This is a genomic window from Stenotrophomonas sp. C9D9 (assembly GCF_056491205.1).
Genome location: NZ_JBSZIF010000006.1, coordinates 918394 through 930259, shown reverse-complemented (window position 1 = coordinate 930259; position 11866 = coordinate 918394). Strand labels below are relative to the sequence as shown.

The following is an 11866-nucleotide window of genomic DNA, read 5'->3' as shown; positions in this document are numbered from 1 at the left end:
ATTACTGGATACCGAAGCCATGCAATTTGTTTCGACCCGCGGCCAGTCTCCGGCCGTCGGCCTCAGCGCGGCGATCGCCGCCGGATTGGCGCCCGATGGCGGGCTGTATGTCCCCGCGCTTCTGCCGGCCGCCCGCGAACTGCAGGCCGGGGTGAGCCTGGCCGATACCGCCGCCGATCTGCTGTCACCGTTCTTTGCTGGCGACGCGCTTGAGACCGCGCTTCCGGCGATCTGCCGCGAAGCGTTCGACTTCCCGGTGCCGCTGCGTGCGCTCGGTGACGGTGTCCACGTGCTGGAGCTGTTTCATGGGCCGACGGCGGCGTTCAAGGATATCGGCGCGCGCTTCCTGGCCGGTACGCTGTCGCGGCTGCAGGCCGGCAAGGACCGCGATCTGACGATCGTCGTCGCCACGTCCGGCGATACCGGTGCCGCCGTTGCGGCGGCGTTCCATCGCCAGCCCGGCGTGCGCGTGGTGGTGCTGTATCCGGATGGCCGCGTATCTCCGCGCCAGGCGCACCAGCTCGGTTGTTTCGGCGACAACATCCAGGCCCTGTGTGTGGCGGGTGCGTTCGACGATTGCCAGGCGATGGTCAAGCAGGCGCTGGCTGACCGCGAACTGCAGGCGCAGGTGCCGTTGAGCTCGGCCAACAGCATCAGCCTGGGCCGACTGCTGCCGCAGATGAGCTACTACGCCCATGCAGCGTTGGCCCACTACGCCGCGTATCGTCGCCGGCTCAATCTGGTGGTGCCGACCGGCAACCTGGGCAATGCGATGGCAGCGGTGCTGGCGCGCGCGCTGGGCGTACCGATCGGCCAGATCGTGCTGGCCACCAATGCCAACGCGGTGCTGCCGGCGTACTTCAATGGTGGCGACTACCAGCCGCAGGCCAGTGTGGCGACGGTGGCCAATGCAATGGACGTGGGTGCGCCGAGCAACTTCGAGCGACTGCGCTGGCTCTACCACGGCGACGACGCGGAACTGCGTGCTGCGTTCCGTGCGTTCGCGGTGGATGACGTGACCATCCGCGCGACGATTGCGGCAGCGCATGCCAGCCGCGACGAGCTGTTCTGCCCGCATACGGCGACGGCGGTGAAGGTGCTGCAGGACCTGCGTGCGCGCGGTGCCAAGGGCGACTGGGCAGTGGTGGCCACGGCGCATCCGGCCAAGTTCGAGGCCGTGGTCGAGCCGCTGATCGGCGAAGCGGTGGCGGTGCCGCCTGCGCTGGATGCGTTGCTGCAGCGGCCGGCGCACGCCGAACCGTTGGCGGCTGACTATGCGGCGCTGCGCGACGTGCTGCTGCGTTGATCGGAGAGGGACGCGGTTGCCGGCCAGCGGCCGGCACTACCAGGGATATGCATTCGGGTAGTGCCGGCCGCTGGCCGGCAACCCCACGGACCGCGATGCGGTCAGATCAATCCTTCACCGGCCAACGTGCGCAGCCCGTCCTCGTCGAGGATCTCCACCACGTTCAGGTGGGGCAGGGCGATCAGCCCCTGCTGGCGCAGCTTGGTGAAGGTGCGGCTGACCGTTTCCATGGTCAGGCCCAGATGGTCGGCGATATCGCCGCGGCCCATCGGCAGCGATACGCGCAGGCCGTCGCCACCCAGCTTGGCCTCGCGCGCGGCCAGGCGCAACAGGAAATCGGCCAGCTTCTCGGCCGGCTGCAGGCGAGCCAGTGCCAGCGCAGCATCCTGTGCGGCATCCAGTTCCTGGCAGGCGCGCTGCAGCAGCTTGCGCTCCAGGTGCGGGAAACGGCTGCGCAGGGCCTTCATCTGTGGCAGCGCGACGCGGCATACGCGGCTGTCGGCGATGGCCTCGATGTCGTAGCGGTGGTGGTCGCTGCCGCTCAGGCCCAGGTAGTCGCCGGGCAGCACGAAGCCGTTGATCTGGCGGCGGCCGTCGGCCAGGGTGCGCACCAGGCGCAGTGCGCCGGCAGTCAATGTATAGACATGGTCACGCTCTTCGCCGGTGCGGGCCAGCGTGCTGCCCATGCTGACCTGCTGCGAGACGGTGACCTGTTCCAGCGCCTGCACTTCATCGGGCGACAGCGCCGAGCACACCGCAAGGTGGCGAACCGAGCAGTGCAGGCAGTCCAGCGTGGTGCAGGACGGCGAGGCGGGATCGTTGGTGGCGGGCGGAGCGCCGGAAGGCCGTGACATGTTGCGGGGGGCGTATCGCGGGCGGGGAGGGCCTTATGATACTTCAAGCGGCCGTTCGACCCTGCCCGAGGCGGGGGCGCTAGAATGTCGCCCCCTCCCACGTCCCGTTCCAGCAGGAGTTCCGCCCGTGATCAAGCCCCGTACCCCGCCCGGCACCCTTGAACTGCTGCCGCGCGAGCAGATTGCGTTCCAGCGCATGCTGGACGTCATCCGCCGCAACTACGAGCGCTTCGGGTTCCTGCCGGTGGAGACGCCGGTGTTCGAGCTGTCCGACGTGCTGCTGACCAAGTCCGGCGGCGAGACCGAGCGCCAGGTGTACTTCGTACAGTCCACCGGCGCGCTGGCGAACGCGGCCGAATCGGGCGACCGTTCGCTGCCGGAAATGGCGCTGCGCTTCGACCTGACCGTGCCGCTGGCACGCTACGTGGCCGAGCACGAACACGAACTGACCTTCCCGTTCCGCCGTTACCAGATGCAGCGCGTCTACCGTGGCGAGCGTGCCCAGCGCGGCCGTTTCCGCGAGTTCTACCAGTGCGACATCGACGTGATCGGCAAGGACAGCCTGAGCGTGCGGTACGACGCCGAAGTGCTGGCGGTCATCCACGCGGTGTTCTCGGAACTGCGCATCGGTGACTTCAGCATCCAGTTGAACAACCGCAAGCTGATGCGCGGCTTCTTCGAGAGCCTGGGCGTGGCCGAAGGCGAGCGCCAGCTGGCGGTGCTGCGCGAAGTGGACAAGCTGGACAAGCGCGGCGCCGATTACGTGCGCGAGACGCTGGTGGGCGAGGGCTTCAACATCCCGGCCGAACAGGTCGAGAAGATCCTGGCGTTCGTCGCCGTGCGTTCGCAGGGCCATGCCGATGCGCTGGCGCAGCTGGCCACGCTGGAAGCCGACGCCGGTTCTTCGGAGATCCTGCGTACCGGCGTCGCCGAACTGCGCGAAGTGCTGCAGCTGGTGCAGGCGCTGGGCGTGCCGGAAACCGCGTACTGCCTGAACTTCTCCATTGCGCGCGGCCTGGACTACTACACCGGCACCGTCTACGAGACCACGCTGACCGACCACCCGCAGATCGGGTCGATCTGCTCGGGCGGCCGTTACGAAGACCTGGCCAGCCATTACAGCAAGTCGAAGCTGCCGGGTGTGGGTATCTCCATCGGCCTGTCGCGCCTGTTCTGGCAGCTGCGCGAGGCCGGCCTGATCGACGGCATCGAAGCCAGCAGCGTGCAGGCGCTGGTGGCGCTGATGGACGAGCAGGGCATGCCGCAGTCGCTGGACATCGCGCGCCGCCTGCGCGCCGGTGGCATCAACACCGAAGTGCAGATGGAGCCGAAGAAGATCGGCAAGCAGTTCCAGTACGCGGCCAAGGCCGGTATCCGCTTCGTGGTGCTGGCCGGTGAAGACGAGCTGGCGCGCGGCGTGGTGGCGGTGAAGGACCTGCTGCGCGAACAGCAGTTCGAAGTGTCGCGCGACGAGCTGGCCAGCACCCTGCTGGTGGAGCTGGAGCAGTCCAGGGCGATGGTGTGAAGCCTGCTGCCGCAGGGGTACTTACCGTGCTCCTGCTGGCGGGCTGCCAGAGTGACCCTGTGCTGCGCAGTGCCCGGATGGGCCCGGCACAGTACCGGCTGCAGGTTGACCGCTGCCACGTGATCGACCGTGCGCAGCTTGAGGCTGACCTGCAGGCCTTGGCTTTGCGGAAGTGCCCGGCGGGCGCAGGGGCGTTGCAGAACATCCAGTCCCTGCCGAGTCGGCAGGGCAGCCTGTTCGGCGAATGCCTGCGGCGCGGGGCGTTGCAGGCCGAGGTGCGCTGTCCGCCCTGAGTCGGGCCAGGTCGTTGATTTGAAAGCAGAACGCCCGCCCCTTGGTGGGCGTTCTGCGTTTCTGGACGAAGTGCAGTAGAGCATGGCTCGACTCTACGAAAGCCGTTCTCGATCACTTTCCCAGCGAGATCCAGCAGATCGCGGCCAACTGTCGAAGGCGGGGAGGGTTCGGTGGCAGGGGTGTGAGCGGCATGGATGCCGCGACCAAGCCCCCATGGATGGGTTTACGGCGTCCCCTGCCTCCGGACCCTCCCCGCCAACGCTCAGGAAATCAGCATTTGCTTTTGCCCTGGCTCTTGGCGGGTGCAGGGCAGCAGCCCTGCCGTCCCCTTAATCCTCGATTTGACGCACTGCGCAAGAATGCGTTAATGTACTAACGCGCTATTACATTGATGCATGGATACGACCCCGTGAAAGCCCGCCCCGAGATTGCCGCCAAAGACCCGAAGGCCGACCTGGAAGCCCTGGCCCGGGCCTTTGCCGCCCTGCGCGAGCCGGAACAGGTGGAGGCCTTCCTGCGTGACCTGTGCACCCCGGCCGAGCTGGAAGCCATGGCTGACCGCTGGAAGGTGGTGCCGCTGCTGCAGCAGGGCGTGCCGTACCGCGAGATCCACGAGCGCACGGGCGTCAGCGTGACCACCACCGGACGGGTGGCACGCACGCTCGAGCATGGCCATCGAGGCTATGCCGCCGCCATCGACCGCCTTGCTTCGCGCTGATCCGCGCCCCGTTCCGAACTTCGAGACCGCCCCCATGAGTGCAACCCAGGCAGCGCCGGCACGAGACCGGCTGCGTATAGCCATCCAGAAGAGTGGCCGGCTGGCCGAACCCGCCCGCAACCTGCTCAGCGCCTGCGGCCTGAGCTGGCGCGAGAGCCGCGACAAGCTGTTCTGCTACGGCGAATCGCTGCCGGTAGACCTGCTGCTGGTGCGCGACGACGACATCCCTGGCCTGATCGCCGACGGCGTCTGCGACCTCGGCATCGTCGGCCGCAACGAGCTGGACGAACAGGCCGCGGCACGCCGTCAGATCGGCCTGCCTGACGCCTACCAGGCGCTGCGCGGGCTGGGCTTCGGCCAGTGCCGGCTGATGCTGGCGGTGCCCGAGGAATGGCAGTGGCAGGGTCCGGCGCAGCTGGCCGGCACCCGCATCGCCACCAGCTACCCGGCCATCCTCAAGCAGTGGCTGGCCGAGCAGGGCGTGGATGCACAGGTGGTCGAGCTGTCCGGTTCGGTGGAAATCGCCCCGCGCCTGGGCACCGCCGACCTGATCTGTGACCTTGTTTCCAGCGGCGCCACGCTGCGCGCCAACCAGTTGACCCCGGTGCACAACCTGCTCGACAGCGAGGCGGTGCTGGCCGGCGCGGTGCGCGTGCCGGATGACGCACGTGCATCGCTGCGCGCGATGCTGCTGCGCCGCCTCGACGGCGTGGTGCAGCGGCAGGACCGCAAGCTCCTGATGTTCCGTGCCAGCGAAGATCGCGTCGACGCGCTGGCGCAGCTGCTGGCCGATGCCGAGCCGCTGGTGCGGTTGCCGGCCGATGGCGGCGCGCTGCGCCTGCAGACCATGTGTCCCGGCCCGCTGAGCTGGCAGCGCATGGAAGAACTCGAGCGCGCCGGTGCGCAGGGCCTGATGGTGTTGAGCGTGGAGCGGTCGCTGGCATGAACCGTCTGATCTGGTCCCGACTTGATGAGGCTGCGCGCAGCGCGGCATTGACCCGCCCGGTGCAGACCGTGGCGCAGCAGACCCGCGATGCCGTGGCCGCGCTGATCGCGCAGGTGCGTGCACAGGGCGACGATGCGCTGCGTGCGATCACCGCGCGCTTCGATGGTGTCGAGCTGGCCTCGTTTGAAGTTTCCGAAGCCGAATTCGCCGCTGCTGAAGCGGCCGTGCCCGCCGAGCTGCGCCAGGCGATGGTGGACGCCGCCGAACGCATCGCGCGCTTCCACGCCGCCGGCATGGGCAGAGGCTATGCGGTTGAAACCGCCCCGGGCGTGGTCTGCGAACGCATGCTGCGTCCGATCGGCCGGGTGGGCCTGTACGTTCCGGCTGGCAGCGCGCCACTGCCGTCCACCGCATTGATGCTGGGCGTTCCGGCGCAGTTGGCCGGTTGCCCGCAGGTGGTGCTGTGCACGCCGCCGCGCGCCGACGGCAGCGCCGATCCGGCAGTGCTGGTAGCCGCGCGGCTGACCGGCGTGCAGCGCGTGTTCAAGCTGGGCGGCGCGCAGGCGATCGCCGCGATGGCCTATGGCACGGCCAGCATTCCGGCCTGCGACAAGCTGTTCGGGCCCGGCAACAGCTTCGTCACCGAAGCCAAGCAGCAGGTCGCACAGGACGGCGCCGCCGCCATCGACATGCCGGCTGGTCCCTCCGAAGTACTGGTGATCGCCGATGCCGGCGCCAATCCGGCCTTCGTCGCCGCCGACCTGCTGTCGCAGGCCGAGCACGGTCCGGATTCGCAGGTGCTGCTGCTGACCGATGATGCCGCGATGCTGGCGGCGGTTGAAGCCGAGGTGGAGCGCCAGGTGGCCCTGCTGCCGCGCCAGCAGATCGCGCGCCAGGCGCTGTCGGCGTCGCGCCTGATCCAGGTCGATTCGCTGGCCGAGGCCTTCGCGATCAGCAACCGCTACGCGCCCGAGCACCTGATCCTGGCCCTGCGCGATCCGCGCGCGTGGCTGGGAGAGGTGCAGGCAGCCGGCTCGGTGTTCCTCGGCGACTACACGCCCGAGGCACTGGGTGACTATTGCAGCGGCACCAACCACGTACTGCCCACCGCCGGTGCCGCGCGTGCCTACAGTGGCGTGAGCGTGGCGAGCTTCCAGAACCTGATCAGCGTGCAGAGTGCCAGTGCTGCAGGATTGGCGGCAATCGGCGGCTGCGCACGCATCATCGCCCGCGCCGAAGGCCTGGATGCGCACGAGCGTGCAGTGGCCCTGCGCATGGAGGCGGCGGCATGAACGCGTCTATCAATGAGGTGCTCGCACTGGTGCGCCGGGACCTGCAGGCCTTCGCCGGCTACAGTTCGGCGCGCAGCGCGGCGGTGCAGGGCGAGGTCTGGCTGAACGCCAACGAGTCGGCCTGGGCCAATCCGGCTGACGTGGCGGGCAACAGCCGGCGCTATCCGGAACCGCAGCCGTTGGCGTTGCGTGAGGGCCTGGCGGCGCTGTACGGCGTGACGCCGCAGCAGCTGCTGATCGGCCGCGGCAGCGACGAAGCCATCGATCTGCTGGTGCGCGCCCTGTGCGTGCCGGGCCGCGATGGTGTGCTGGTCACGCCGCCGGTGTTCGGCATGTACGCGGTCTGCGCACGCCTGCAGGGTGCCGCACTGATTGAGGTGCCCCTGGTGGACAGCGAAGATGGCCTGCGCGCCGATCTGGATGCGGTGATCGACGCCGCCAGGGCGCGCAATGCCACGCTGGTGTTCCTGTGTGCACCGTCGAACCCGGCTGGCAGTGACATCGCCCTGGACGAGGTCGAACGCGTAGCGGTTGCGTTGCGCGGGCAAGCGCTGGTGGTGGTGGACGAGGCCTATGTCGAGTACGCGCAGCGCCCGTCGGCGACCACGTTGCTGGCCGCACACGCCAACCTGGCGGTGCTGCGCACGCTGTCGAAGGCGCACGCGCTCGCGGCCGCCCGCGTTGGCACCCTGATCGCTGCCCCGGAGCTGATTGCCGTGCTGCGTCGCTGCCAGGCGCCGTACCCGGTGCCGACGCCGTGCGCGGAACTGGCCGTGCAGGCACTGCAGCCGGCCGCGCTGGCACGCACCACCGAGCGCGTGGCCACGGTCATCGCCGAGCGCGAACGCCTGTTCGCGGCGCTGCCGGGCCTGCCCGGCGTTCGCCGCGTGTACCGCTCGTCCGGCAACTACCTGCTGGTCCGCTTCGCCGATGCCCAGGCCGCGTTCGATACGCTGCTGGCTGCGGGCGTGGTGGTGCGCGACCAGCGCGCCGCGCCGCAGCTGGGTGATGCACTGCGCATCAGTATCGGCAGCCCCGAAGAGAATGACCGCGTGCTTGCGGCCCTGTCGGCGCGGAGGGCCGCAGCATGACCCCGATCCTGTTCATCGACCGCGACGGCACCCTCATCGAGGAGCCGTCCGATTTCCAGATCGACGCCTACGAGAAGCTGCGCTTCGTGCCGCAGGTGATCCCGGCGCTGCTGAAGCTGCGTGATGCCGGCTACCAGTTCGTGATCGTCACCAACCAGGATGGCCTCGGCAGCGACCGCTACCCGCGCGCCAGCTTCGATGGCCCCAACGACCTGATGCTGCAGATCTTCGAGAGCCAGGGCATCACCTTCCGTGACGTGCTGATCGACTGCAGCTGGCCGCAGGACAATGCGCCGACCCGCAAACCGGGCATTGGCCTGATGACCGCCTACCTGCAGGACCGCAGCATCGACTGGGCGCGCTCGGGCATGGTCGGCGACCGCATCACCGACCTGCAGTTCGCCGACAACCTCAACATCCGTGGCTTCCAGCTGCGCACCGAACAGTTCGGTGGCGAGTGGGACTGGCCGGGCATCGCCCACGCGCTGGCCGATGCGCCGCGTACCGCCGTGGTCCAGCGCAACACCAAGGAGACGAAGATCCGCGTTGAACTCGATCTGGACCGTGCCGGCGATGCGTGCATCGCCACCGGACTGCCGTTCTTCGACCACATGCTGGAACAGATCGGCAAGCACGGCGGGTTCGCGCTGGACATCCAGGCCGAGGGCGACCTGCACATCGACGAGCACCACACCATCGAGGACACCGGGCTGGCGCTGGGTCAGGCCCTGCGCGAGGCGCTGGGCGACAAGCGCGGCATCGGCCGCTACGGCTTCACCCTGCCGATGGACGAGACCCTGGCCAGCGCTGCGCTGGACTTCAGCGGCCGCCCCTATTTCGTGTTCGAGGGCGAGTTCAAGCGCGAGCGGGTGGGTGACATGCCGACCGAGCTGGTGCCGCACTTCTTCCGTTCGCTGTGCGATGCCAGCGGTTTGAACCTCAACCTGCAGGTACGGGGCGACAACGACCACCACAAGGTCGAGGCCTGCTTCAAGGCACTGGCGCGCGCGCTGCGCCCGGCATTGGCCCGCCAGGGCACGGCACTGCCGAGTACCAAGGGGGCGTTGTGAGCGACGTTGCGCTGATCGATGCCGGCGGTGCCAACCTGGGCTCGGTGCGCTACGCATTGGAGCGCCTGGGCGCGACGGTGCGGCTGGTGCGCGATGCGGATGGTCTGGTCGGTGCGCAGCGGGTGATCCTGCCCGGCGTCGGCGCCGCCGGTCCCGGCATGCAGCGCCTGCACGCACAGGGCCTGGTGGAGCCGTTGCAACGACTGGAAGTGCCGCTGATGGGCATCTGCCTGGGCATGCAGCTGCTGTTCGAGCGCTCCGAGGAGGCCGGCGTCGAGACACTGGGCTTGATTCCCGGCGTCGTGCGCAAGCTGGTGCCGGCATGCGGCATCCGCGTGCCACACATGGGCTGGAACCGCCTGCTCCCGCTGCGTGAATCGCTGCTGCTGCGCGGTGTGCCGGAGCGCGCCAGCGCCTACTTCGTGCACAGCTATGCGGCGCCACTCAATACCCACACCGTCGCTGCCTGCGACCACGGTGGCCTGTTCACCGCGGTGGTGGAGCAGGGGCGCTACTACGGCGCACAGTTCCATCCCGAGCGCTCCGGCGAGACCGGCTCGCTGATGCTGCGCAACTTCCTCGAGGGCACTGCTGCATGAGTTTCATCGTCTATCCCGCGCTGGATATCCGCGACGGCCGCGTGGTGCGGCTGCGCCAGGGCGACTACGCGCAGGAAACCTCGTATGGCGACGATCCGCTGCCGCGCGCACAGGCCTTTGCCGCGCAGGGCGCGCAGTGGATGCATCTGGTTGACCTGGATGCTGCACGCGCAGGTGGCTACACGCTGGCGCCGCTGTTGGCATCCATTCGTGCGCAGACCCCGCTGCAGGTGCAGACCGGTGGTGGCGTGCGCGGCCGCGACGACGTGGCGCGCATCCTCGACGCCGGCGCCGGCCGCGTGGTGGTGGGTTCGCTGGCAGTACGCCGCCCTGACGAAGCGGTCGGCTGGCTGGAAGAGTTCGGCGCCGAGCGCATCACCATCGCGCTGGATGCCCGCCAGGATGCCCGGGGCCAATGGCAGCTGCCGGTGCACGGCTGGACCGAGAATGCCGGCGTGACCCTGGATGACCTGGCCCAGCGTTATGCGCGTGCCGGCATGCGCCACCTGTTGTGCACCGACATCGCCCGCGACGGCATGCTGGCCGGGCCCAACATCAGCCTCTACCAGCACCTGTCGGCGCTGCTGCCGGGCGTGGCAGTGCAGGCCTCCGGTGGCATCCGTGACGTGGCCGATGTGGCCGAGGCGCGTGCTGCCGGCTGCGGCGGTGCCATCCTCGGCAAGGCCCTGCTGGAGCAGCGCATGGACCTGGGCGAGGCGCTGGCATGTTGAGCCGCCGCATCATTCCGTGCCTGGACGTGCGCGAGGGCCGCGTGGTCAAGGGCGTGCGCTTCCGCGATCACGTCGACATGGGCGACATCGCCGAGTTGGCGCAGCGCTACCGTGACCAGGGCGCCGACGAGCTGGTGTTCTATGACATCGGCGCCAGCCCTGAGGCACGTTCGGTGGACGTGGCCTGGATCGAGCGCATCGCACGCCTGATCGATATTCCGTTCTGCGTGGCAGGTGGCATCGACAGCGTGCAAACCGCGCGCCGCGTGCTGTTCGCCGGTGCCGACAAGGTGTCGATCAACTCGCCGGCGCTCGGCCGCCCGGAGCTGATCACTGAGCTGGCAGATGAGTTTGGCGTGCAGTGCGTGGTGGTGGGTGTGGACTCGGTACGTGAAGCGGACGGCCAGTGGCGGGTACGCCGTTTCAGTGGCGACCCGGACAAGACCCAGGCGGTACCGCTGCGGACCCTGGACTGGATCGTCGAAGCGCAACGGCGTGGCGCTGGCGAGATCGTGCTGAACTGCATGGACAGCGACGGGGTGCGCCGTGGCTACGATGTCGTGCAGCTGCAGCAGGCGCGGGCCCTGTGCCAGGTGCCGCTGATCGCCTCGGGCGGTGCCGGTGCAATGGAACACTTCGCCGAGGCCTTCGACCAGGCCGACGTCGACGGCGCGTTGGCGGCCAGCGTGTTCCACAGCGGCGCCATCGCCATTCCGGAATTGAAGCGCTACCTGCGCGAACAGCAGATCGAGGTGCGGGATGTCTATTGAAGTCAGGCCGTCGCTGGATGCGCTGCAGGCGCTGGACTGGGGCAAGGGCGACGGCCTGCTGCCGGCCGTGGTGCAGGACGCCGATACCCTGCAGGTGCTGATGCTGGGCTATGTCAGCGCCGAATCGCTGGCCGCCACGCTGGCCATCGGCCACATGACCTTCTTCAGCCGCAGCAAGCAGCGGTTGTGGACCAAGGGCGAGCAGTCCGGCAACGTGCTGGTGGTGCAGTCGATCAGCGTCGACTGCGATGCCGATACGCTGCTGGTGATGGCACGCCCGGCGGGGCCAACCTGCCACACCGGTGCCGAGAGCTGTTTCGACCAGGCACCGAAGGACTTCCTGGGCGGGCTGGGCCAGCTGGTGGCGATGCGCGAAGCGCAGCGCCCGCCGGGCAGCTACACCACCAGCCTGTTCGAGGGCGGCATCCGCCGCATCGCGCAGAAGGTGGGCGAGGAGGGCGTGGAGACCGCATTGGCCGCCGTGGCGCAGGATGATGAGGCGCTGCTCGGCGAGGCTTCGGACCTGCTGTACCACCTGCTGGTGCTGCTGCGCGCGCGCGGGCTGTCGCTGGATGATGCGCGGGCGGTGCTGGAAAAGCGTCATCGTTGAGGAAGGCGTGCGGACCAACGGTCCGCACCCACCTCTGCAATGCAGCCGAGCATGGCTCGG

General features: G+C 68.8%; 13 protein-coding genes. 12 read left to right on the top strand and 1 reads right to left on the bottom strand.

The window, feature by feature from the left end; translation table 11 throughout:
- The first annotated feature begins 19 nt into the window (after window positions 1-19).
- A complete protein-coding gene (thrC, locus tag ACXI0D_RS19780) occupies window positions 20-1306 on the top strand; it encodes a threonine synthase (protein WP_479643008.1) in 1287 nt (428 codons plus the stop codon).
- 101 nt (window positions 1307-1407) lie between these two features.
- Here thrC and ACXI0D_RS19775 read toward each other — a convergent pair whose 3' ends face one another.
- Window positions 1408-2160, bottom strand: a complete 753-nt coding sequence (locus ACXI0D_RS19775) for a Crp/Fnr family transcriptional regulator (RefSeq protein WP_010482595.1) — start codon at window positions 2158-2160, stop codon at window positions 1408-1410.
- A gap of 127 nt (window positions 2161-2287) precedes the next feature.
- Here ACXI0D_RS19775 and hisS point away from each other — a divergent pair, with 127 nt between their 5' ends.
- From hisS to hisIE, 11 genes are all read left to right on the top strand, one after another.
- Window positions 2288-3685 carry a histidine--tRNA ligase gene (gene hisS / locus ACXI0D_RS19770; protein ID WP_032958002.1) on the top strand — a complete coding sequence of 466 codons (1398 nt, stop codon included), beginning with the start codon at window positions 2288-2290 and terminating at the stop codon, window positions 3683-3685.
- 26 nt (window positions 3686-3711) lie between these two features.
- Window positions 3712-3978, top strand: a complete 267-nt coding sequence (locus ACXI0D_RS19765) for a hypothetical protein (RefSeq protein WP_233490858.1) — start codon at window positions 3712-3714, stop codon at window positions 3976-3978.
- A gap of 410 nt (window positions 3979-4388) precedes the next feature.
- Window positions 4389-4697, top strand: coding sequence for a YerC/YecD family TrpR-related protein (locus ACXI0D_RS19760; protein ID WP_005416326.1), 309 nt, complete (start codon window positions 4389-4391; stop codon window positions 4695-4697).
- 34 nt (window positions 4698-4731) lie between these two features.
- Window positions 4732-5643 carry an ATP phosphoribosyltransferase gene (gene hisG / locus ACXI0D_RS19755; RefSeq protein WP_010482592.1) on the top strand — a complete coding sequence of 304 codons (912 nt, stop codon included), beginning with the start codon at window positions 4732-4734 and terminating at the stop codon, window positions 5641-5643.
- Entirely contained in the window at window positions 5640-6935 is a 1296-nt protein-coding gene (gene hisD / locus ACXI0D_RS19750; protein WP_049444886.1) for a histidinol dehydrogenase, read from the top strand. The genes hisG and hisD overlap by 4 nt, the downstream gene beginning before the upstream one ends.
- Entirely contained in the window at window positions 6932-8026 is a 1095-nt protein-coding gene (gene hisC, locus ACXI0D_RS19745; RefSeq protein ID WP_479643007.1) for a histidinol-phosphate transaminase, read from the top strand. The genes hisD and hisC overlap by 4 nt, the downstream gene beginning before the upstream one ends.
- Entirely contained in the window at window positions 8023-9096 is a 1074-nt protein-coding gene (gene hisB, locus ACXI0D_RS19740) for a bifunctional histidinol-phosphatase/imidazoleglycerol-phosphate dehydratase HisB (protein WP_049444890.1), read from the top strand. Before hisC ends, hisB begins: the two co-directional genes overlap by 4 nt.
- Window positions 9093-9695: an imidazole glycerol phosphate synthase subunit HisH gene (gene hisH / locus ACXI0D_RS19735; protein ID WP_024956882.1), complete on the top strand. Its 603-nt coding sequence runs from the start codon at window positions 9093-9095 to the stop codon at window positions 9693-9695. The genes hisB and hisH overlap by 4 nt, the downstream gene beginning before the upstream one ends.
- A complete protein-coding gene (hisA, locus tag ACXI0D_RS19730) occupies window positions 9692-10426 on the top strand; it encodes a 1-(5-phosphoribosyl)-5-[(5-phosphoribosylamino)methylideneamino]imidazole-4-carboxamide isomerase (RefSeq protein ID WP_479643006.1) in 735 nt (244 codons plus the stop codon). The genes hisH and hisA overlap by 4 nt, the downstream gene beginning before the upstream one ends.
- Window positions 10420-11196 (top strand): imidazole glycerol phosphate synthase subunit HisF, encoded by a 777-nt coding sequence (gene hisF / locus ACXI0D_RS19725; protein ID WP_049444893.1) that lies wholly within the window; start codon window positions 10420-10422, stop codon window positions 11194-11196. Before hisA ends, hisF begins: the two co-directional genes overlap by 7 nt.
- Window positions 11186-11806: a bifunctional phosphoribosyl-AMP cyclohydrolase/phosphoribosyl-ATP diphosphatase HisIE gene (hisIE, locus tag ACXI0D_RS19720; protein WP_014037012.1), complete on the top strand. Its 621-nt coding sequence runs from the start codon at window positions 11186-11188 to the stop codon at window positions 11804-11806. Before hisF ends, hisIE begins: the two co-directional genes overlap by 11 nt.
- Window positions 11807-11866: the final 60 nt, after the last annotated feature.